This window comes from Allomesorhizobium camelthorni (genome assembly GCF_011045125.1).
Lineage (GTDB): Bacteria > Pseudomonadota > Alphaproteobacteria > Rhizobiales > Rhizobiaceae > Allomesorhizobium > Allomesorhizobium camelthorni.
The window spans coordinates 73,505-94,448 of sequence record NZ_JAAKZF010000006.1 but is presented as its reverse complement, the minus strand read 5'-3'; the positions used below and the strand labels follow the sequence as shown (position 1 = coordinate 94,448).

17 protein-coding genes are annotated in these 20,944 nt (G+C 62.8%); 4 read left to right on the top strand and 13 right to left on the bottom strand.

All coding sequences use genetic code 11. The features are described 5' to 3' along the window. Nucleotides 1–20: 20 nt before the first annotated feature. Nucleotides 21–1,943: a competence protein CoiA family protein gene (locus G6N73_RS07650; protein WP_165025596.1), complete on the bottom strand. Its 1,923-nt coding sequence runs from the start codon at nucleotides 1,941–1,943 to the stop codon at nucleotides 21–23. Nucleotides 1,944–2,571: 628 nt separating this feature from the next. On the opposite strand from G6N73_RS07650, the gene G6N73_RS07645 reads away from it, so the two are divergent. Together G6N73_RS07645 and darG are read left to right on the top strand one after the other, a co-directional pair. Continuing rightward, nucleotides 2,572–3,045, top strand: a complete 474-nt coding sequence (locus tag G6N73_RS07645; RefSeq protein ID WP_165025593.1) for a DarT ssDNA thymidine ADP-ribosyltransferase family protein — start codon at nucleotides 2,572–2,574, stop codon at nucleotides 3,043–3,045. 130 nt (nucleotides 3,046–3,175) lie between these two features. Continuing rightward, the gene (darG, locus tag G6N73_RS07640; RefSeq protein WP_165025591.1) at nucleotides 3,176–4,288 is read left to right on the top strand and encodes a type II toxin-antitoxin system antitoxin DNA ADP-ribosyl glycohydrolase DarG; all 1,113 of its coding nucleotides are present in this window, start codon (nucleotides 3,176–3,178) and stop codon (nucleotides 4,286–4,288) included. A 177-nt stretch (nucleotides 4,289–4,465) separates the two neighbouring features. Here the strand turns inward: darG and G6N73_RS07635 are convergent, their stop codons facing one another. From G6N73_RS07635 to yghU, 4 genes are all read right to left on the bottom strand, one after another. Next, on the bottom strand, nucleotides 4,466–5,539 hold the full coding sequence (locus G6N73_RS07635) for a transglycosylase SLT domain-containing protein (RefSeq protein ID WP_165025589.1): 1,074 nt from the start codon (nucleotides 5,537–5,539) through the stop codon (nucleotides 4,466–4,468). A gap of 439 nt (nucleotides 5,540–5,978) precedes the next feature. Next, nucleotides 5,979–6,320 carry a helix-turn-helix domain-containing protein gene (locus G6N73_RS07630; protein WP_165025587.1) on the bottom strand — a complete coding sequence of 114 codons (342 nt, stop codon included), beginning with the start codon at nucleotides 6,318–6,320 and terminating at the stop codon, nucleotides 5,979–5,981. 172 nt (nucleotides 6,321–6,492) lie between these two features. Then, nucleotides 6,493–6,903 carry a hypothetical protein gene (locus G6N73_RS07625; RefSeq protein ID WP_206078721.1) on the bottom strand — a complete coding sequence of 137 codons (411 nt, stop codon included), beginning with the start codon at nucleotides 6,901–6,903 and terminating at the stop codon, nucleotides 6,493–6,495. 11 nt (nucleotides 6,904–6,914) lie between these two features. Further along, nucleotides 6,915–7,778, bottom strand: a complete 864-nt coding sequence (gene yghU / locus G6N73_RS07620) for a glutathione-dependent disulfide-bond oxidoreductase (protein ID WP_165025583.1) — start codon at nucleotides 7,776–7,778, stop codon at nucleotides 6,915–6,917. A gap of 259 nt (nucleotides 7,779–8,037) precedes the next feature. Between yghU and G6N73_RS07615 the strand changes: the two genes are divergently transcribed. Further along, nucleotides 8,038–8,220, top strand: coding sequence for a DUF1508 domain-containing protein (locus tag G6N73_RS07615; RefSeq protein ID WP_165025581.1), 183 nt, complete (start codon nucleotides 8,038–8,040; stop codon nucleotides 8,218–8,220). A 98-nt stretch (nucleotides 8,221–8,318) separates the two neighbouring features. On the opposite strand, the gene G6N73_RS07610 is transcribed toward G6N73_RS07615, so the two are convergent. From G6N73_RS07610 to G6N73_RS07595, 4 genes are all read right to left on the bottom strand, one after another. After that, entirely contained in the window at nucleotides 8,319–8,675 is a 357-nt protein-coding gene (locus G6N73_RS07610) for a hypothetical protein (protein WP_246251742.1), read from the bottom strand. Between the two features lie 374 nt (nucleotides 8,676–9,049). Further along, complete coding sequence (locus G6N73_RS07605) at nucleotides 9,050–10,036, bottom strand: glycoside hydrolase family 25 protein (protein WP_165025578.1); 987 nt, start codon at nucleotides 10,034–10,036, stop codon at nucleotides 9,050–9,052. 250 nt (nucleotides 10,037–10,286) lie between these two features. After that, nucleotides 10,287–10,484, bottom strand: coding sequence for a hypothetical protein (locus G6N73_RS07600; protein ID WP_165025575.1), 198 nt, complete (start codon nucleotides 10,482–10,484; stop codon nucleotides 10,287–10,289). 103 nt (nucleotides 10,485–10,587) lie between these two features. After that, on the bottom strand, nucleotides 10,588–11,052 hold the full coding sequence (locus tag G6N73_RS07595) for an aminoacyl-tRNA deacylase (RefSeq protein WP_165025572.1): 465 nt from the start codon (nucleotides 11,050–11,052) through the stop codon (nucleotides 10,588–10,590). A gap of 266 nt (nucleotides 11,053–11,318) precedes the next feature. Here G6N73_RS07595 and G6N73_RS07590 point away from each other — a divergent pair, with 266 nt between their 5' ends. Further along, entirely contained in the window at nucleotides 11,319–11,615 is a 297-nt protein-coding gene (locus tag G6N73_RS07590; RefSeq protein WP_425484061.1) for an acylphosphatase, read from the top strand. Nucleotides 11,616–11,682: 67 nt separating this feature from the next. Here G6N73_RS07590 and G6N73_RS07585 read toward each other — a convergent pair whose 3' ends face one another. From G6N73_RS07585 to G6N73_RS07570, 4 genes are all read right to left on the bottom strand, one after another. Then, nucleotides 11,683–12,609, bottom strand: a complete 927-nt coding sequence (locus tag G6N73_RS07585; RefSeq protein WP_165025566.1) for an alpha/beta fold hydrolase — start codon at nucleotides 12,607–12,609, stop codon at nucleotides 11,683–11,685. A gap of 127 nt (nucleotides 12,610–12,736) precedes the next feature. Then, nucleotides 12,737–14,182: a PAS domain S-box protein gene (locus tag G6N73_RS07580; protein WP_165025563.1), complete on the bottom strand. Its 1,446-nt coding sequence runs from the start codon at nucleotides 14,180–14,182 to the stop codon at nucleotides 12,737–12,739. A gap of 180 nt (nucleotides 14,183–14,362) precedes the next feature. After that, nucleotides 14,363–18,961, bottom strand: a complete 4,599-nt coding sequence (locus tag G6N73_RS07575) for a translocation/assembly module TamB domain-containing protein (RefSeq protein WP_165025561.1) — start codon at nucleotides 18,959–18,961, stop codon at nucleotides 14,363–14,365. Then, a complete protein-coding gene (locus G6N73_RS07570) occupies nucleotides 18,958–20,940 on the bottom strand; it encodes an autotransporter assembly complex protein TamA (RefSeq protein WP_425484063.1) in 1,983 nt (660 codons plus the stop codon). Before G6N73_RS07570 ends, G6N73_RS07575 begins: the two co-directional genes overlap by 4 nt. Nucleotides 20,941–20,944: the final 4 nt, after the last annotated feature.

Here is a 20,944-nt window from a genome sequence, read left to right as displayed (position 1 = left end):
GCGACCCGCACAGATGTCGGTCAACGTCGTGGCCTGAAACTCTCCGAAAGAAGGGCAAGACATTCGTCGAACGTCTGTTGGTCGATGCAATGTTCCTCTGGTCGCTTCCCGTCAAGACAGTGGTTTGATGAACGAACCCATAGGTCTCCGCGGCTAATGTCCCGGTAAGCCGTGCGTGCCTGGCGATAAAGCTTGTCGATCAGATCACGTCGACGTCTTTCCTGGTCAAATTTCCGCAGTCGGTCCATTTTCCAACTCTCGAGAGCCATCATGGCGTTGGTCCATCCGCGACTAGACGACATCGCCGCTTCGCGCGGAGTATCGCCCTCCAATTCCTCCAGAGAGGTATCAAGCCAAGCTGTTACGACATCAATATCGAACACACTGCAGGCTGCCACCAATACGTCGTTGACTCTCTTGGATGCTTCTAACTCTTTCCGCTTTTTCTCGTCAGCTTCCTTTTGCGCGGCCGCCATTTGCTTCGCCTCAGCCCGAATGGCGATCTCTTCCATGACAGGTAGACCGATGGCTTCGTTCGGACGAGGCGGGTACTCTGCCATCTCGTCCCGAAGCGTCTTGAGACGATGGACGAGAATCTCGAACGCTTCGTCGTCCGCGATCGCCTCCTTTGGCACAATGCCCTCGCCGACCTCAGAAATGAGCCAGCCATCAAAGTCGAATTGATCCTTCAGCGAAACCGTGTGAATTCTTGCCATTACCTGGTCAGTGAGCAACTTCAACTGCTCAGTACGCTTGTAGGGTCTTTCGAGTTCGTCCTTCCGCGGTTGGGTCAAAAACTGAAACCCGCGTCCCGCGATCAACTCGTCATGCTCTGACCCCTGTTTTAGAACTCCCGACCTCTCGAGTTTCGAGAGGAAGTTGCGCAGCGCGAGCCATGGGGAAAGTTGCTTGCGGCCGGTAACCCTCTGGATGATGGCAGCATCCTCCTTGCTGACATACGCGAAGTTGTCCGCGATCCATCCCTGTTTCTTGAAAGCGTCGAATGCCTGCTTGTGAGTGAACGCCGTGCCCGGCATCGCCAATTCCAAGAGGACAAAGGACCGCCATTCGCGATCTGAAACAAGAAAGCCCGTAACGGGCTCATTATACACGATGGCGGGTTCAAGTCCGAACTCCATCGCTTTGGCTTCCCAAACCCCAGGCGATCCAGAGACTGGCTGAGGTAACTTGGCAAGCATTGCACGGATTCGCCTCTCTTGGACTTCAATTCGATCTCTCTCCATCGCCGCAAGGCGGGCGTGTGCACTAGCCGTCCTAGGATTATGCAGCCAGGAGCGAGGGGCATCCGACAGTATCGCCTGTTCCAAGGACTCCAGCGGTTGGTCCCGGTATCCAGAAAGATCGATTTCGATGGCTCCGATATCCATCACCCGCAGCTTCGCAAGTTTATCTGGCCCGCACTCATGCGTGACCATAAATTCAACATGCAGAATTCTATCGCCTTTCTGGCAGACAACGTCCGGCACGACCTCGCCAACCCTCTGTTCGAGCATGGCGCTTTCGAAGTGGAATTCCTGCTCCCGGACGACCTCCAGAGAATTCCTGCCATCGGTCGCGTCGAGTGCAGACAGACGGATCCAGAGCGCTTTCGCCAAGACTGCCTTTGCGAACTTGTGAAGCGCGGTTTCACCAGGAGACTGGCAATCGACGCCTTCCACGGCATGCTGAAAGTGCCTCCGCTTCTGGCCCCTGTGAGCAACCATGCGGCGACCACATCCAGGACAGACACACCTGCAGGCCAGCCCGGACGACACGTCCTCGATGTGGAGCGGATCTCCGGTGTCAATGGATTCGGCGACGACTAACTTGCCGTCGTCCGAACAGGAAATCAGTTCGTGTAGGGTGATTTGCCTTGAGCGCGCAATTTGATCCCCCTCGACAGAGGGCGGGTTGTCCAGGCTTATAATGGCTGTCAGACGCATTCACTAATCATAGTCCAGATCCGGGCTTCAAGTCATGTACGCATCAGCTCTGGCAACGCGGCTTGCATAAATTGCCAGTCGCTCCGAGTTAACCACCCATCATTTTCCCGATCGACTCCTACGCGCGTTCCGGCTATGAACCCGGGCATGTTCAGGACGGCGCACATACAGCTTTGACTTCTCCGGTGGCCCAGTGGCCGCCATGACGCTGTCTGCCTGCAACCTGGAGCCTGAACATGCCCTTCCCCTCACCCGCCATCGCATAGCGCGGCTTGCCGCCTCGGCCCGCTCATCGCGTGTCGCCTCCGGAGTGACGTCGATCTCTGATCCCGAACTTCCCGGGCGAACTCGCTGTCGCGGACCCGATCTCCCGTAAGTTCCCATAGCTGCCTTCATTCAAGCCCCGGCCTCATTCGGCCGGGGCTTTTTGCGTTCGTCCGCCTGGCCGTCGATGCGCCTAGGATTCTGAGCGAGCTTCGTGCTACGCGTTCTTGAGCCCCGATGAAGTGCTCGGAAAAATGAGTGAGCGATTCCAGCGGCTTGAAGCTATAGGTGAGCGAGATGCAATGACGCGCCAGGCCGCTATCTTGAATCGTACTGAATTGCTTTGTGAGGGCGAGCAATAGGAATGGACCCACGTGTCACCGAGTTGCACTGTATTATGCCGATGGGAAACATCGACTCGGTTCTGACACACGGCGTACTGTCCTACGAGCGCGCAGCCAAACTGAAGCATCATTCTGTGGCTATGCAGCCGATACAGGATCGGCGCGATCAGAAGCAGGTTCCAGGCGGCTTGAAGCTCCACCAGTACGCCAACCTCTACTTCCATGCGCGTAACCCGATGCTGTTCAAGCGAAGGGCCGGAGCAGCCGACTTGTGTGTACTACGAGTTTCAACGGAGGTGTTCGGTCTCGATGGCACAGTCATCTCGGACCAAAATGCCGCAAGCGATTACGTGCGCTTTCTCCACCCTCGCCAGTGGAAATTGCTGGACTTTGACGACATATACGCGATGGACTGGACACATCCGGGCGATCAGGTCGCCTATTGGCGGCATAAGGCTAGGAAATGTGCTGAAGTTCTGCTCCCCAACGTATAAACCCGAGTTTTCTGACGGGAGCCTATGTCGTTGATGGTGCCGCAGCAAACCGGCTGGCGACGCTTGGATTTGCTCTGCCGATAACCGCCGATCCAGTGCTATTCTTCAGGTAGGAGAATCGAATCCACCCATGTTTAAAGTCCTTATTGGAGATTTATTCGCGAGCCGAGCGCAGACTCTGGTGAACACCGTCAATTGCGTCGGCGTTATGGGCAAAGGGGTGGCCGAACAATTCAAACGCCGCTTTCCGAGAATGTTTGACGATTACCAAAACCGCGCAGCCCACAAGCAAGTTCGCCTGGGTCAGCCTTATCTATTCGAAGATGAGTCAGGCGTACGCATCATCAATTTCCCAACAAAAGATCATTGGCGCTCCCCGTCACGTCTGACGGATATTGAGCGTGGACTCGACTATCTAGCGGCACACTTGGGTAGCTGGGGCGTTACAAGCTTAGCGATGCCACCGCTGGGGTGTGGCAATGGAGGGTTGGATTGGTCCGAAGTTGGGCCGCTTATATTTCAGAAGCTCCATGGCCTTCCCGTTGATGTAGAAGTGTACGCACCCTACGGAACGCCCAAACAGCAGCTGACGGAGGCTTTCCTGGCATCTCCATCTCAGATGAGCTTGGAGGGCAAAGGACGAAAGCCAGATCCACTTAAACCAGAATGGGTTGTGCTTATGGAGGTTCTTCGGGAGTTGCAGGATCAACCATACGCAAACCCGGTGGGACGGACGATCTTCCAAAAAATCAGCTACGTAGTGACCGAGATGGGCGTTCCGACTGGATTCCAGTTTGGAAAGGGAAACTATGGCCCCTTCTCGGGCGACGTTAAGCTAGCGCTTCATGACTTTGCCAACCGCAATTGGCTTCATGAGCAGCATCTTGGACGTATGATGGCACTTCGCGTCGCACCTCAATATGCAAAAGATCGAAATCGCTTTAAAGAGCAGATTGATCGTTACAGGACAAAGACTGCAAAAGCCGTTGACCTTTTCAGCCGGATCAAAAACACGGAGCAAGCTGAAGAGGTTATGACTGTATTATTTGCCAGCCGCCAGCTCAAGAAAAGCAAACGAGACAATGAGCTGACAGAAGAAGAGCTATACGACTATGTACTAGATTGGAAAAATTCCTGGCGTGCTGAAGAGAAGCGACATGCCGTCGCTAGTGCTATTCGTAACCTCGTGTTGCTGGGCTGGCTGAACCTAAAAGTCAGCGAGTCGATAACGGAGGCAGGCTAGTAACAGCGCGCGGTGAAACGCCATCCCTGGCCCGATCTGTGCTCGGCATGGGGCCAAGCCCGAGGATGACGAAGCGGGGGGTACGCGGCAAAACACGAGCGTCAGCGAAAGAGCCCCCGCGTCGCTACCACCCTATCCCGCGAAACAACTCGCACCACTCCGGATTCGTCTTCTCAATCAGGTAGGTCGATCTTGCCGCAGCCAGCGTTTGAGTGATTTCTCGCGCTGCATTGCCATAGCCAGCCGTTCGCCCAAATCGTAGACGAGATTCTCGATGTCGGCTGCTGTCCAGGGCGACAGGGCAGCCTCTTTCACGCGAGTCTCGACATCGCTGTATTTGCCGATGCGGGCTTCTATGAAGGAGCGCATGCGCTGGCGAAACTGGCCCACGGTGAGCTGTTTTCCCTTGGCCTTGAACATCGCGCCGTTGAACCGCGCCGCCTTGGGGAAGAATTCGCTGGCCTTGGCATCGGGCTTCTCTTCGGCGTTCGATAGGAGCTTTGCTGCGCCGTTGGCGCCAAGAAAATGGGGGAGGTAGAGATCCCTCTCGTCCATAGCCGTATCGAGGCGGGCTTCGATGCGTTCCTTGGCGGCGAGCAGGTTCTTGGCCGCAAGCACCGCCGACAAATAGGGGTCGCGCCTGAGCTCCAGGATACGGTCCTCTTCGGCCTCGTCCTCGACGTAATGGTGTTCGCGCTCGCCGTCGGGGCGGGTGAGGATCATCTCCGCCTCGTCGCCCAGGCCGAATTCCTCGCCGTATTTCTTGACGGCCTCGAGCCAGGTCTGGTCGAGGAACTGCATGAGGCCGAGCGCCGATCCTTTGGGCGGACGGTTGTTGATGTCGAAGGAGGACTCCTTTTCGGCGATCGCAAAAAGTGTGTCGGCAGGAAATTGGGTGTCCTTGGCGGCACGCAGGATTTCGCCGGCGATGTGCTGCGAGACCTTGTACTCGCCGAACTCGTGCACCGACATGCCGACGACCATCTGTTCCGCGCCTTCCGAAAGGATGGAGACGGTGTCCTTCAGGGCATCGACCAGCGCGTCTTTGACTTCCTTGCGTTGAGGGACAGTGACATCCGGATCGATGATGTCGAACTCGGGAACGGCAGAGGGGAAATCCAACAAAGGGGATGGAACGACCGTGGAAAGCGCAACCTCGATAACGCCCCCGGGCATTACCCCTGAATGGAGCGGCAGCGGCACGATAGCCACTGTCGCCGCCAAGCCAAGCCCCGCAATTATTTTCGACAAAGGCCGTCCGCTCCCCGAAAGGAGAACGCCCCCGCAAGCAAAGAATTCACGTGTTTTTGGAGTGACGCCAAGGTCCCCCTCCCGTTCCCTGTCGCTGCCCAGTTGCGTTGGAGCAGGTCTATTTCAACGTTGAGCCGTCAACGTCGAAAAAAGACAAGAAGAACGGTCAGTGCGTCCGCTGAATAATCATGGTTCGTGGCGGTACAATGGCCACAGTGCGGCAAAACAGGTCATCATGTACAACAGTGTGATTTTAGTATGCGTTGCGCAACCGATGCATTGCTTGTGAAACTTCCGGTTGCGAGCAGAACGTTCTCCAGGCGTTCCTTGCTCATTCACTTCGGCGTCGGCGATCCGGTTCATTTCATACCCGCACCCCAGCACCCCTGGCGTGGTCCAGCCTTAACCATCGATTCTGAAAAAACGTAACGCCAGACGCCTAGAGCCTCTCCAAGACATCGATGCAAAGCTTCAAACGATCCAGAAGCTCATGCAACGTCCGCAGCAACGTGTCCTTGGCCGCGGCGGGAAAGGCATACGGCGCCTGGCCTTCCGAAAAGCCGCCGACTAGGCTGCCATATTCGCGCAGGATCGCCATTGCCGCTTCGTAGCGACCGGCTGGAATGCGGCTTTGGCCCCGCTCATATTTGCCGAACTGCTTTGGCGAGATGCCGAGCCGCGTAGCGAGCTGTTCCTGAGACAGGCCGGACGCCTTTCTCAACCGCGCAAGCTCCCGGCCCTTGGCCCTGTCATGATCGTCAGGTTTTCGCGAAGTCTGCATGTCGCTGCGTCGTCAAAGCGCGACATTTAGACTCGCCAACCCCTCCCAACAATGCACCCAAGGTTCCTATCGGCCGCTTCCTGGCCACCTTGAATTCCCATAAGAGGAACTCAAAGCGGCGAGCGGCAGGAAGTAACGGACGAATCCCTGGCCCAGCTTCGCGAAAAATCCGCTACTCCCTCGAAGCCAGGCACGGATCGAGCATCACCTGCTCTTCGCCAACGCGCGAATAGCCGCCGGCGAAAAGAACGACGTCGCCCGGCTGCATGTCGTTAGTGCTGTAGGTCACGCACAACACCCGTACGTCCGGCTCCGCGCACATTACGAGATAGGCGAGCGCGCCGTCGGACTCGACCGCCGACAGCGCGCCGCGGACCGACATCGTGATGCGCGCGTCGACCTGCGGCGCGCGCTCCACCCAGCTGCCGATGGTCTCGCAGTTAGCCGGCTGGTCGGCATAGCCCTCGCCGAGCCGGAACGGCCCGGCGGGGTCGCAGCATTCTTGCGCGAGCGGCTGGGTTGCCGCGGCAAGCAGCAGCGCAGGCACAAGCGCCAGAGCCCTTGGCGGGAAGCCCCGGAACATATCGGATGCCCTCACTCCGCCGCGATCTTGTCCTGCGTATTCGTCTCGAAATCGCTGGCGTCGTGGCGCTCGCGCAGTTGGCCCGCCGGGTCGCCGCTGGTGCGGTTGACCATGCGGCCGCGCTTCACGGCCGGCCGCGCATGGAGCTGGTCGGCCCAGCGCAGCAGGTTCTTGTATTCCTGCACCGACAGGAACTCGCCGGCCTCGTACTGCCAGCCCTTCACCATGCCGCCATACCAGGGCCAGATCGCCATGTCGGCGATGGTGTATTCGCTGCCCGCGACAAATTCCGTCTCGGCGAGCCGCCGGTCGAGCACGTCGAGCTGGCGCTTGGTCTCCATGGCGTAGCGGTTGATCGCATATTCGATCTTCTCCGGGGCATAGGCATAGAAATGGCCGAAGCCGCCGCCGAGGAACGGCGCGCTGCCCATCTGCCAGAACAGCCAGGAGAGCGTTTCGGCGCGGGCGGGCTGCTCGGTCGGCAGGAAAGCGCCGAACTTTTCGGCGAGATGGACCAGGATCGCGCCGGATTCGAAGACGCGGATCGGCGTCGGCCCGCTGCGGTCCATCAGCGCCGGGATCTTGGAGTTGGGATTGATTTCGACGAAGCCGCTGCCGAACTGGTCGCCGTCGTTGATGCGGATCAGCCAGGCGTCGTACTCCGCCCCGCTATAGCCGGCTTCCAGAAGCTCCTCCAGCATGATGGTGACTTTGACCCCGTTCGGCGTCCCGAGCGAATAGAGCTGCAGCGGATGCTTGCCCACCGGCAGTTCCTTCTCATGCGTCGGCCCGGCAATCGGGCGGTTGATGCTGGCGAAGGCGCCGCCGCTCGGCTTGTTCCAGGTCCATACTTTCGGAGGGGTGTATTCGGTCATTGGCTCGCACTCGGTTGTAGATCAAGTCAGGGATAGATGGGCCAACGGCCCGTCGACTGCAATGATGTAGGTCGGGCAATCCGGATGCGCCAACGCTGCGGAACAAGCTCGCAACTGTGTGCTGCGTGCACGAAAAATCACACGTCGGGACTCATGCAACCGCACGCGCCCCATGCGGCACGCTCAAGTTGCAGCGGGTTCGTAGAGGGCCGGCGGCGAATCGCCTACGCCTGACGTTGCATCAAGAAAGGGCTGGGCCATGGCATCCTGCACGGACAGAAACGGCGACACCTGGGAAATCTACTACGGGACCGACGGTTACCGCTGGCGGCGCACCGCCTCCAATGGCCGGATCGTCGGAGCATCGACGCAAGGCTATTCGAACCGCGCCGATTGCGTTGCCAACGCCCAGCGCAATGGCATGACCTGCACTCCTGTTTAGCGGTCGTTTTTGACGGCTTTCGTCCAACACCCCGCTGCCTGCGGCGACACCTTCTCTCTCAAGGGAAAGGGGGAATACGTCGCGTTCGGCCAGGCTAATCAGTACCCCTTCGGCGGCACGAACAGGCAGATGGTGCGGCTGTCACTGGCGCCGGCCACCGAGCACCAGTGGTAAACGCCGTCGGGCGAATTCTTCACGCGGCTGTCATTGTAGGCAACGACCTCGCCGGTATTGTTGATCACGTAGCCCTCAGGCCGCTCGCTGATCGCCCTCGCGCTGACTTGGCGGCAGTCGATGCCCGAGCAGCAGGAGTAGGGGTAGGCCCACCCCAGCGGCCTTGCGGCGGTGGGCAGCGCTTCATGCGCGCGGGCGGGAGACGCGGCGAAAATCGGCGCGGAAAGCGTGGCCGCGAGGGCGAATGCGAAATGGGAAGGCGTCTTTTCCAAGTTGAACATAAGCTTTTCCTCTGGCGTGGTGATTTCCCGAGGCGACTCTCCCAAGCTGTCTACTTTTTGTGCAGCTTGAAGGCTGCTTAAACTTTCGGCAAGAGCCCAGGATGTCGCACGCGCTTGCGTTGTGGAGGTGGCAACACGCTTGCATCCGGCGCGACCCACGTGCTGGACGAACACGGGCGACGCGAAAGCCGCAAGGCTGGAGAGGCGCAGCGAAACGGGCGCGGACAGAGAAATCGCAGGCGGGTGAGAAACGGTCGCCGAAGGCGGCGGAAACCAACGATTTGGCGAATGACGAAACGTCCGGAGCCATGGCGGGGGCCGGCTCGCGGGGAGATAAAGGTCGGCGAGAAGCGCCAGCCGGTGAAACCGAGCCCCTACCCGGCGTTCTGCCCCACCCAGGCCCGCCACTTGCTTTCGTCGCCATGGAACACGTTGAGATCGATGCGGCCCTGCACGCCATGCGAAAGCCCGGATCCCGAATATTGCCAGAACACCCACTTGCGGCCGGGATAGACTTTAGCCGGGTGCGCCGCCACCGAGCGCAGCCAGAACGGATGGTCCGGAAATGCGCCCCTCAAATTGTCGCGGTAGAAGTCTGGCGCGGTGTAGATGATCGGCCGCTGGCCGTAATGCGCCTCGAGCCTGTCCATGAAGACCTGCATCTTCTCCAGCACTTTCGCGCGCGACGGACGCTTCCTGCAGTTTTTGGAATCGCCGTTCCATTCGACGTCGATCACCGGCGGCAGCGCGCCGGCGACCTTGGGCACGTTGCGGATGAACCAGTCGGCCTGCTCGCCGGCGGTGCGGCACCAGTAGAAGAAGTGGTAGGCCCCTCGCCTCAGACCCGCCTCGCCCGCCGCACGCCAATTCTTCCTGAACATCGGGTCGAGATGGTCGCCGCCGTCGGTCGCCTTGATGTAGGCGAAATTCGCGCCCTGCGACCGGAGTTTCGGCCAGTCGATCTCGCGCTGCCAGCGCGAGACGTCGACGCCGTGCACCGCGAGCTTCGTCGGCGACCTTTTGCCGAAATTGATCGGCTTGGCGTCGCGGAACCGGTGGCGGTGGATTTTTCCGCCGGCATAGGGCGCTTCGCGCAAAGCCGGCTTCGGCACCGCGACCAGCGCGATCGGCGTCACTTCAGGTTCGGCGGGCTCGGCGACCTCCTCCACCTGCGCGGTTTGCACGACAGCCTCTGCCGGAGCGGCAGTCCCCACATCGGCCTGCGGCACGGCCGCATCGGGTCTCGGGATCGAGCTGGTGGTTTCGAGCGACGGCGCCAGGCCGTCGACGCCGGAACTCGATGTGCATCCGGCAATGCCAAGGCATGCGAGGAGGGAGGCGACGATGGCTGTCGAACGCATTTGGACCCGTACGCAAAACAATTGAGACCGAAGGCGGACGCCAGCGGAGACGATTTCACTAACGGGAGATTACCAAGAAAGATTGAATCCAAAGTTTCCGCACCGGTTAACGATGGCGCGGACGCTTCCGTCGCCATAGATGGCGGCGGTGAAGCGGATCAGAGTCAGTGCGGAAGTGCTTGACCTGCTTGGCGCCTGCGCACCCCAATGTCGGGAGTTTTGTTTAAGCCTGTACCGTGGGTGCCTGCCGCTACACGCACCATCCTTGCTGCAGGGATGCTTTGGCGATCACATGGGCAGGCGGAACAAAGGGCTTGCGGTCCGCCCGGCGGCGCGCCTGTTCGAGCAGCATGCGCACCTCGTCCGGGCGCACGCGGTCGCGTTCCATGACCAGCTTGATCAGCGGATCGCTCAACAGTTCGTCCAGTGTGTCCCTGGTCTCGGTCATCTGTCGCTCCTCGATCGCCGCCCGCACCTTAGATAGGGCGGCGATGATGGCGCGCCAATGTCGCTACGATGACGATCCGATGTCGCGGCGAAAAAAGTTCGCCTCAGCCGCTGATGCGACCGTGCGGCATGCCGTACATCAGACGCTCGAAGCCGTTGCCCGAGACATGCACGAGCGTGCGGTGGTCGCCACCCTCGAAGTAGATATCGCCGCGGCGCTCGAGCCCCTCGTCCACCACGCTGGCTACCCGATAGGGCGCTCCGAAGATCGGCACGGCGCCAGTGTCGCAATCGGGGAACAGCGCGCTGGCTTCTTCCTCGGTGGCGAGTTCGACCCGCTCGCCGACGATTTCGCCGATCTTGGCGAGATCGACCTGGCGCGAAGCGGGAACCACGGCGAGCAGGTAGCCGCTGTCCCATTTCAGCACCACGCCCTTGGCCAGCGCATTGCCGGGCACGTGGCTCGCCTCGGCGGTCATCGCCGACGAACCGGTCTTGCTGTGCCGGGCGACGTCGTACGGCACGTGGTTGTCCTCGAGATATTCCTGCATTGTCATCGCTATACCCATGGCCGTTTCCTTTCGCGGTTGGCTCGCTGCAAGGCGGCCGGGCGGGCGAAAGCAGCGGCGGGGAAATTGCGCGGGAATGGTCGCAGGAGACCGTGCCGCGCCTTGGCCAGTTCCTCGCCGTTTTCGCCGGCTGGCCGAATGGCCGCCCTCTTTTTCGGGACGGCCCTATCAGTGGAAAGAATACACCCGCCGGTCGGCACCGGCAACTGGCCGGCAATGCCCGTTGCATTCCGCCCATCATGCGCCAGATTTGCAAGCAGAGGCGCATGGAGGCCGCGGTGCAGGGTGAACGCAAGGCGATGCTGGTCCGGATCAGCGGCAGGGTGCAGGGCGTGAGCTTCCGTATATGGACGCTTGAGGAGGCCGAAAGGCTGGGGCTGTCCGGCTGGGTCCGCAACGAGGCCGACGGATCGGTGAAGGCGCTGATCGCCGGGCCGGAGACCGCCGTGTCGGCTATGCTCGCCCGGTTCTGGAAGGGGCCGCGGGGCGCTTCGGTTTCCGGCGTCGTTTCCGAAAGCGCCGATCCGGACCAGGCCTCCGCCGGTTTCCGGATCACCGGATAGGTGTTCGCGCAAACAAATGGCCGGCAAAGCCAAAGCCTCGCCGGCCAAAACATTCACTGCCCGATCGCTATTTTCCGGCCACCAGCTCGTCCCAGCTCTTCACCGCAGTCTCGCCGTTCAGGAAGGGAAGCACGGCGCCGGCCAGTTCCGGCGCGAAGAAGACGTCGTAATGGGTACGGTTCGGAATGATCGCCAGCCGGTTCTGCGACAGGTTCTCGCGCATCCAGCCGGCATCCTTCAGCCCGCCGCCGAGCAGCTGGTAGAATTTGATCACATGCTCGGGCCGGTACATGTCGCTGTCGCCGAACACCAGCATGACCGGCATCTTGAGCTTGGACACGTCCGCCGACCAGTCATAGGGCTTGCGCATCAGATTGCCCATCTGATCGAGTAGTTTCGGAAAATCCTCCGGCTTCGGCGCCACCGCGACATAGGAGGCGTACATGGGCGTTTCCTTCATGAACTCCGCCGCCGCCCCGGTGAGTTGCACCTGCTGCGCCTTTATCTCGGGATAAAAGCCGTCGTCGGAGAAGCCGGCCGAAACCAGCGCCAGCCGCCGCACCGCCTCGGGATGCTGCACCGCGAGCCGGAAGGCCGCCCCGCCCCCGAACGAATAGCCCAGCACGTCGACCTTTTCGTAGCCGAGTTCGTCGAGCAGGGCCGCCAGATCGTCGCCGATATCGGGGAGGCTGATGTCGCGGCTCCCGAGCGCCGTGCGGCCATGGCCGTGGAGGTCGACCGCGATCACCTGCCGGCCTTCAGAAAGCGCAGGCAGTACGGGGCCGAACATGTCGATCGAGCCCAGTCCGCCATGCAGAAGCAGCAGCGGCTCGCCCTCGCCGCGGATCTCGTAGTAGTAATTGACGCCGTTAATTTCGGCATGGCCGGCCTTTGCCGGCGCGACGGTTTCGGCCTTCCTGGCCTCCTCGGCGACGGCCGGCACGGCGAGCAAGGCCGCCGCGGAAGCGATGAGGGCGATCAGCGTGGATTTCATGGTGTCGGTCTCCTTGGCTTCGCAGGTCCGCTGACCGGCCTGCTCTGTCGATACCCCAAGGACGAAGGGCAGCGCCGAATGCCGACACGGCGCTCGAAATTTTTTCGCAGGGCGATTCAGACCGGCTCTAGGAAAGTGCGGCGGCTATCAGTTCGGGCCCGCGCTCATCATCTTCGGCCGAAGCTTCGAGATAGGTCATCGGCGCGCGCAGCGTCCATGTCACCCCGTCGGGCGCATAGGTCACGGCGCCCACGCCGCCCAGCGCCGTAGGGGTCACCTTTTCCAACACGATCTTGCCGAAGCCATGCTCGGTGACCTCGGCGACGGCCGGACCGCCGAGTTCGGCCCAGGAGAGGCAAAAACTCTTCTTGCCCTCGCTGTCGCGTTCGAGCGTCCATTCAACCTTGATGGTTCCGCCGAAGGCTGAAAGGGCGCCGTATTTGGCAGAGTTGGTCGCCAGTTCGTGGAAGGCGATGCCCAGATACTGGACGGCATTCGGCTGCAGCACGATCGACGGCCCCGACATGGTGATGCAGTCCTCGTTGCCGAACGGCTTCACCTGCGCGAGCAACAATTCGAACACGGTGGCGCCGCGCCATTCGGCCAGCACCAGAAGATCGTGCGAACGGGCAAGCGCCATGATCCGGTTGCGCACCTGCTTCTCGAATTCGAGCGAATCCCGCGACCTCTTGCTGGTCTCCCGGATCATCGACAGGATCACCGCATACTGGTTCTTCACCCGGTGATTGACCTCGCGCATCAGCATCAGAATGCGATGCTGGCTTTCCTTGCGCTCGCTGATGTCCCTCGCGATCTTCGACGCGCCGATAACGCGACCGGTGGAATCCTTGATCGGCGACACGGTCAGCGAAATGGAGACCTTCGAGCCGTCCTTGCGGAGACGGACCGTCTCATAATGATCGACCCGCTCGCCCTTGCGGATGCGCTCGATGATGCCCGGTTCCTCGTTCTGCCGGTCCTCGGGGATCAGCATTGTGATGGGCTTGCCGATCGTTTCCCGCGCCGTATAGCCGAAGAGCCGCTCAGCCCCCTTGTTCCAGCTTCTGATGATGCCGCCCAGATCCTTGCTGACAATTGCGTCGTCCGACGATTCGACGATGGCCGACAGCAGTTGCTGGCTCTCCTCGCGCTTTTTCTGGGTGCTGAGATCGACCAGCATGTTCAGGGCGCCGATCATTTTGCCCGATCGATCGCGCAAGGGGGTCGGAAAAGCCAGGAAGGGAACACGCGTGCCGTCCGGACGTTCGGCTATGGCCTCGCTGCCCCGGACCTCACGCTCTTCGCGCAGCGCCACGGCCATCGGGCATTCCTCATGCTTCATCGGCGTGCCGTCCGGCCAGCGAAGCCGCCACGAGCCGCACCATTCGTCCTGGCCGATGCGCGGGCGATGGCCCCAAAGCTCGGCGGCGGCCTCGTTGTAGAAGGTGATCCTGCCGGACATGTCGGTGGTGTAGATGGCGGCTGGGAGCACCATCAGCACCTCGCGCCAATGGGACGCTTGCGGCTCCAATGCGTGCAGCGGCACGACGACGTCCTGTTGCGGGATGTTCAAGACGTCTCCCCGGCAGGGTGGAAACGGCAAACTTGCATCCAGTCGTGGTTGGCGGTCTGCATCGAGCCCCCGTTGCGCGAATTCCGGGAATTCCCCTCTGTAGCCAGACCGAATGCGCAGAAAGGGATAAGGTTCCCTGCCTCGCGGAATTTTTTTGGACTCCGGAAGAAATCGCCGGGCTCAGTAATCCTTCTCGTAAAATATGCCGGCGCCGGAATCGCCGCCGGCCCCGACTGAGCCGCGCGCCTTCAGATTGTCGGTGATGTCGAGATTGATGGTGGCGCGCGTGGTTCCGCGCGCCCCTGCTTCGACGCCAAGATAAATGTTATCCTGAATATAGCGCCCTGCCCGCAAGGCGGGGTTGCCCTCCGCGTCGGTGACGACGTCGATATCGTCCAGACCCGTGGCGGAGCGCAGGCTGCCGAGCAGCGAGGTGTTCGCGCCGCCCGCCAGTTCGGCCGCGGCCGCGGCAAGCTGCGCGATCTGGAAAGGCGACAATTCGTTGATGCCGCGGTTGAAGATCAGCCGCGCCAGCACCTCGTCTTCGGGCAGTTCCGGCTGTGAGGAAAAGCTGATGTCGGGGTCGGAGACACGTCCGCTCACCGTGATGAAGACGGTGATATCGTTGCCGCCCGAGCGCGCCACGAAATTGATGAAGGGATCGAGGTCGCCGACCAGCGTCACCGTACCCTCGTCGAAGGTGATGCGCTGGCCGAGGATGGAAAGCCGGCCGCGGATCAGGTTGAAAGCACCGACCGGCTGGACATCTGTCGCCGGTCCGGTCAGGCGCACCGAGCCGCCGACTTCGGCGTCGAGCCCCCGCCCGCGCACGAAGATGCGGGTTGGCGCGCTGACCGCGATGTTGAGCCTGACAACGCTTGGCCGCGCGGTGGGCGTCGGCGTGCCGTCGCCCGCCCTCGCCCGGCGCAGCGTCTCGGCCACCGGTTTCGGTGGGTCGATATGGATGACGTCTATGGCAGCCGCTCCGCCGCCCAAACTCTCCGGCACGGTGATCTCGGCGCGCTCGACCGCTATGTCGCCCGAAACCAGCGGGTCGCGGGTCAGCGGACCGGTCACCGCCAGGCTGCCGCTAAGCGTCGCCACGACGAGATTGCCGTCGGCATAGCGCGCCTGGCTGAGGTTGATCCTGATGTCGGCGGGGAAGCCGGCCAGCGCGTTGGTCGAAACCGAACCCGAAGCCGTGATCGTGCCGCCGGCAGCAATCGCCGCCGACGCGTTGCGGATGGTCACCCGGTCGCCATCGATCGCCGCAGACACCGCTATGTTGCGCAGCCGGATGTTTGTCTGCGGATCGATGAACTGAGCGCCGGAGGTCGAGATCGTGCCGCGTATGGCGGGTTGTCTCAGGCTTCCCGAGATCGTCGCGGCGAGCGAAACCGTGCCGGAAGCCTGGGCGCCGCGTTCCGCCAGGAAGCGGTTGGCGAGCGAAAGCGGCGCCTGGCTGTCGACGGTGACCGAGACGCCGGTGCCCGAGAGCGGCAGCCGTCCGTTGGCGGTGAGTGAGAGCCCCTGCGGGCCGCTCACTCTCGCCGAGGACAGCGTCACCACATCGTTGGCGAAACTGCCGGAAGCGGTTGCATCGAGCGGCGACAGCCCGGCCGAGTCGAGGGCCGAGGCGCGCAGGCCGGCGCCGCGCAGATCGAACGATGCCGCGGGCCGGGCGAGCGGTCCCGTCACCCGGGCGGTTCCCGACAGGCTGCCGCCGAGATTGCGGCCGGGGACAGCGGCGTTGAGAACGGCCAACGGGAACGCATTCAAGGCGACATCGAGCGCCAGCGCTCCTCCGGCCAGCGGCACGCCGCCCCTGACGGTGGCGCGAAGTCCTTCAGGACTGGTGATCGCGGCGTCGACATTCAGCCTTTCAGCGCTCGACGTACCCGTGGCGTCCAGGCTGACCGTACGCAGCCCAGCCTGCCTCAGCGCCTCAGCGGCGATTGACCTGCCCTGCGCATTGAAGCGGATGTCCGGTCTGGCGCGCGTGCCGCCGATCGTCGCCGTGCCGTCGATGGTGCCGCCCAGCGCCAGATCGGGACGGATCGTGTTGGCGATCGCCAGCGGCAAGGCGGCTATCGTAACGGAAAGGTCGAGGCTTTGCGCGATCGTGCCTTGCGCGCTCACACGCCCGCCGCCGACGTCGAAGGCCAGATTGCCGACGGAAATATCCTGTCCCCTGACCTCGAGCGCCGCCGGCTCGACAAGCCGCGCCGCAAGCCCGCCTTGCGCCAGTTCGACGGTCTGCAGGCCGAGCCGCCAGCCGCCATCTACCGGCGACAGCGCGCCGGACGCCGCTGCGGTCGCGCCATTGTCGAGCGTGGCGTCCCCGGAGAAGTTGGTGGTCGCGCCGCTGCTTTCGGCGGTGGCCGAAAGACGCGCCACCTCGATGCCAGCAGCGGTTACTTCGGTTGCTTGCAGCGAGCCGTTGGCGACAGGCACGTTGAAGAGATCGGCGATGCTCGCCTGCAGATCGGCCCGGCCGAGCCTGACCGTATCGGCGACGAGATTTTCGGCGTTCGCCTTGATCGTGGCGTTCTGCCGATCCTGGTCGGGCGCGAGCGTAACATCGGCGTTTACCGCGCCGGTCGCCTGGACCAGCAGCAGCGCGGCGGCAATTGAGACGTCGGCGGAGGCGAGTTTCAGCGCGCCGTCGAACAGGCCGGCGGGGGTCTGGGTGACGTCGCCGGTGATCCGCGTTCCGCCGGCGGAAAAATCCAGCGCGCTCAGCCGGCGGCCGCTTTCGTTCAGCGCAACGCCGCTCGAAAGCTGCACGCGGGTCCCGTCGAGGAAGGCGTTGCCGGTGACCTGCCCGTCGAGGTCGCCCTCACGCAGCGTGCCTTCGAAGCCAATCACCGCCTCGCGCAAGTTCTTGCCGACCAGCGAGCCCTCGGCCACTTCGGCCCCGAAAGTAAGACCGATCAGCCCGCCGGAACCCGATGCGCGGCCCCTGGCCGTCAGGCGGCCTGCGGCGTCCTCGGAGACAAGCGCCAGATCGGTCAGCGCCAGGTCGAAATCGAAATCGGCGGCGTCCGTAGCAAAGCTGCCGTCGGCCGTCATCGAGACCTGCTCGTTGAAGATGCGCAGTCCGTCGGCGACGAGGCCGGTTTCGCCGCGCGCGACGCGGCCGGTGATGCGCGTCTCACCCTGCAGCAGATTGTCGGCGGCGGGGCTGTCGATCGTCAGTCCGGTGGCGACGCCGTCCACGGTCAGATCGAAACCGCCGGTGATCGGCTCCACACTGCCGGAGGCGTCGAGATCGAGCCCGCCCGAAACGTCGCGCCCCGCCAGTTGCGAGAATGGCGCGATGCTCGTCGCGTTGACGGCGATGTCGCCGCGGAAGGCCAGTTCGGCAATGTCGCCCGCCAGAGAGACGCTGAAGCCGTTGCCGGAAAGCAGAGCCCTGGCGAGTTTTACCGGGCCGCCCGCCCGCCAGTCGCCTTCGATGTCGAGGTCGATCGCATCGCCGAGCGCTTCGGCGAAGTCGGCCCGCGTCGCGGTGACGCCGGTGGCGCCGCCGTCGACCGCGAAGGTGATCCGCCGCTCCGCCGGCTGGCTGATGTTCTCGGCCACTCCGTTCGCTGTCAGCTCTATGTTTTGCGCGGCAAAGGTATCGGTGGCGAGTTCGGCGACGGTCAGCGACCCGGTCCAGTTCTCGCTCGCGCTCTCGCCGAACGAGATCGTCAGCGCGGCGCGGCCGACCGTGGTCTGGCCGCCGGGAACAGGCAGCACGACGCGCTCGGCGCTTTGATTGTCAACGGAGGCATCGAGCGTCAGCCTTTGCAGGAAATTGTCGGCGGTGGTTTCGGCGGCGGCGGTGAGGCTCAGCGCGCCGCTGCGCAGGTCCAGGCTCTCGAGCGCGAGCCCTCCGTCGGTCTTGAACACGCCGTCGGCCACAAGCGTCGTCTCGGCGCCGAAGAATTCACGGAAGCGCGGCGGGATCAGCCGCGCGATCGGCCCCTCGACATTGGCGGCAAAGCCAAGCCCGCCGGATTGCTGGCGCAGCCTCGTCGTGCCGGTCAGGACGCGCTCAGCGTCGGCGTCGAGCGTCAAAGCGAGGTCGAGTTCCTCCAGCGGCCCCTCCCCCGCCAAGGTCAGCGCTACCGGCGGCCGGCCCTCGATGTTGAGCACATTGGCGACGATGCCGTTTGCCGGCTCGGTCAGCGAAAGGTCGAGGTCGAGCACCTGCGTGTCGTTGCGATAGATCGCGGTCAGCCCGAGTTGTCCGCCCGGCCCGTCCAGGCGCGTGATGTCAAGCGCGGTGTCGAGCGAGCCGCCCGCAAGCTGGAGCCGGCCGGTGATCGCCAGTTGCGAGGCGAGCCCGAAGACCTCCGCGCCGAATGTGACGCGCGGTACGTCGAGCGCGCCCAAGGTGACGGAAAGCGGCAGGTCCGGCACCCGGAAGGAGCTCGCTTCAGGCGCGGGCAGGCCTTCTTCCGGGAGGGGCCGGCGCAGCACGTCGATGCTGTCTGCCGCAAGCGTCTGGATGTTGAGGCGTCCGAGCAGCAGCGCCGAGCGGGTCCAGACGATGCGGGCATTGGTGATCCGCAGCCATATGCCCTGGCGGTCGGCGATGGTGATTTCGCTGATCGTCGCGTTGGACGACAGCACGCCCTGGATGCCTCTGATCCTGATCTGGCGGTTCGGCGTCGAAAGCTGATCCTCGACGAAGCCGATGAAATAGGATCGGTCTTCCTGCTCCGTGTCCTGCGCGAAAGCCGGCAGCGTGAAGAGAACGAATGCGATGGTCAGGATGATGCGGGTCAAAACGCTTGTCCTATTCCAACGTAGAAAGCCACATCCGGGTCGTCCGGCCCCGGATCGAGCGGCATTGCGAGATCGAGCCTGATCGGGCCGAGCCCGGTAATGTAGCGCAGGCCCGCGCCCACGCCGACCTTCAAATCCTCGGAAAATTCGGGAAATGAATCGGCATCGACATAGCCGGCGTCGGCGAAAGCGACGACGCCAATCGAATCGGTGACGCGGGCGCGCAATTCCGCCGAGCCCTCGATCAGCGAGCGCCCGCCGGATACGTCTCCATCCGGAGACGGAATACCGATGCTGCGATAGGCATAGCCGCGCACGGAACCGCCGCCGCCGGCGAAGAACAGCTTGTCCGGCGCGGTTTCGTCGACCGGCGAGCCAACCACCGAGCCGAGCTTCAGCCGCGCGGCGGCGACGATGCGGTCGTCTTCCCCGAAGCCGTAATAGACGCGGCCTTCGGCGGTCGCGCGAAGCGCCGCGTTGCCGTAGTTGAACTCGAAGAAAGGTTCGGCCAGAACCTCGATGTAGTAGCCCTCGGTAGCATCGGCGGCATTGTCGCGCCGATCGAGGATAAGGCCGCCCAGGAAGCCGACAGTGTCGAAGTCGCGTTCTCCAAAGTCATCGTCGAACCGCGCATGCTCGCCATAGGCGAAGAGCCGCGCCGAGAGATGTTCGGAAAACATGTGGTTGAAGCCCGCCTGCGCGGTGACGGCGGCACGCGTATAGGGGTCGAGCACCTCGCGGTCGCCGATCAGCGAAGCGATGAAATCCGTGTCAGGCGTATAGACGCCCGGCTTGGTGAAAGTCGCCGCGAGCCGATAGGTGAAGTCGGCCGGGTCGAAGCCGCCGCCCTCGCCGGCGTCGTTGCCGATGCCGGCCACTTTGGCGTCGAAGCGCAGCCTTTCGGCGCGGCCGAACAGATTGCGGTGCAGCCAGAAGGCCTCGAAACCTGCCCCGTCGAGCGACGAATAGCTTGCGCCGACGCCAAACCGCCTCGGCAATCGTTCCTGCACGATGACGCTGATTGGCAGCAGGCCATCCTCGCCGATCGCCTCCGCTTCCTCGATACGCTGGGCGCGGAACACGTCGAGCTTGGCGAGCCGCGTATTGGCCCGCTTGATGTCGTCGGGGTCGTATTCGTGGCCGAGCGGAAGATCGGTCATGTAGGCGACGAAAGCCGGGTCCATGCGCTCGGTGCCCTCGACCGTCACCGGCCCGTAAGCCGCCCTGCGTCCGGGATCGAGTTCGAGCGTCGCATCGATCAGATTGACGTCATGCGCTGCTTCCACCCGGCGTTCGATGGCTTTCGCCTTGGCGTGGCCCTGCTGCCGCCATGCCTCCACCGACAGGTTTTCCGCCTGCAGGATGACACCGGAGAGCGCGACCTGGCCCGGCGAGAAGCCCTTGCGCTCCGGCGCTTCGACCTCGTCGTCCGGATCGACGGGCGGCGGCGCGCGATTGACAATGCTGGTCTGGCCGAAATGGAAAAGCGGTCCCGGATCGATGGCGACCCGCACCGCGGCGGGATCGGGCAATTCGGTGTCGGGCGGCAGATCGGCGGCTTCCCGTCCGTCGACCAGGATGCTGATCGAGCCGCCATAGCGGCCCAGCGCATAGAGTGCAGCGAGGACGCGGCGATAGTCGCCGCGCGCCTTGGCCAGAAGCCCCGCCGCGCCGGATGCCGGCTTCTCGCGATCCTGCCACAAAGTGGACGCGCCCTTGAGCGCAGCCTCGACGTCGTCGCCTTCGGCAACCGGCGAGACTACAAAATCGACCGAATAGCGTTGCGGCTCGCCGATGATGTCCTCGGCCTCGTCGTCCTTCGGCTCGAAAATCTTGATTCCGAACAGTTCGAGCGAGGAAGCGGGTTCGGCAATCGCCAGGGCGACAACGCAAACTCCCGCGATTGCCCACAGGCGACTAGAACACAAACCCAGCACAGGCGTCCTCGATGCAGTCCCCACCGCCTCGCGCGCAACCATAACG

Bases quoted from the DNA above. Each gene is read 5' to 3' on its own strand.
- G6N73_RS07600 (WP_165025575.1), bottom strand. From the start codon at position 10,484: ATGACCGAGACCAGGGACACACTGGACGAACTGTTGAGCGATCCGCTG.
- G6N73_RS07595 (WP_165025572.1), bottom strand. From the start codon at position 11,052: ATGGGTATAGCGATGACAATGCAGGAATATCTCGAGGACAACCACGTG.
- G6N73_RS07650 (WP_165025596.1), bottom strand. From the start codon at position 1,943: ATGCGTCTGACAGCCATTATAAGCCTGGACAACCCGCCCTCTGTCGAG.
- G6N73_RS07570 (WP_425484063.1), bottom strand. From the start codon at position 20,940: ATGGTTGCGCGCGAGGCGGTGGGGACTGCATCGAGGACGCCTGTGCTG.
- yghU (WP_165025583.1), bottom strand. From the start codon at position 7,778: ATGACCGAATACACCCCTCCGAAAGTATGGACCTGGAACAAGCCGAGC.
- G6N73_RS07645 (WP_165025593.1), top strand. From the start codon at position 2,572: ATGGACCCACGTGTCACCGAGTTGCACTGTATTATGCCGATGGGAAAC.
- G6N73_RS07610 (WP_246251742.1), bottom strand. From the start codon at position 8,675: ATGTTCAACTTGGAAAAGACGCCTTCCCATTTCGCATTCGCCCTCGCG.
- G6N73_RS07625 (WP_206078721.1), bottom strand. From the start codon at position 6,903: ATGTTCCGGGGCTTCCCGCCAAGGGCTCTGGCGCTTGTGCCTGCGCTG.
- G6N73_RS07585 (WP_165025566.1), bottom strand. From the start codon at position 12,609: ATGAAATCCACGCTGATCGCCCTCATCGCTTCCGCGGCGGCCTTGCTC.
- darG (WP_165025591.1), top strand. From the start codon at position 3,176: ATGTTTAAAGTCCTTATTGGAGATTTATTCGCGAGCCGAGCGCAGACT.
- G6N73_RS07605 (WP_165025578.1), bottom strand. From the start codon at position 10,036: ATGCGTTCGACAGCCATCGTCGCCTCCCTCCTCGCATGCCTTGGCATT.
- G6N73_RS07615 (WP_165025581.1), top strand. From the start codon at position 8,038: ATGGCATCCTGCACGGACAGAAACGGCGACACCTGGGAAATCTACTAC.
- G6N73_RS07630 (WP_165025587.1), bottom strand. From the start codon at position 6,320: ATGCAGACTTCGCGAAAACCTGACGATCATGACAGGGCCAAGGGCCGG.
- G6N73_RS07590 (WP_425484061.1), top strand. From the start codon at position 11,319: ATGGAGGCCGCGGTGCAGGGTGAACGCAAGGCGATGCTGGTCCGGATC.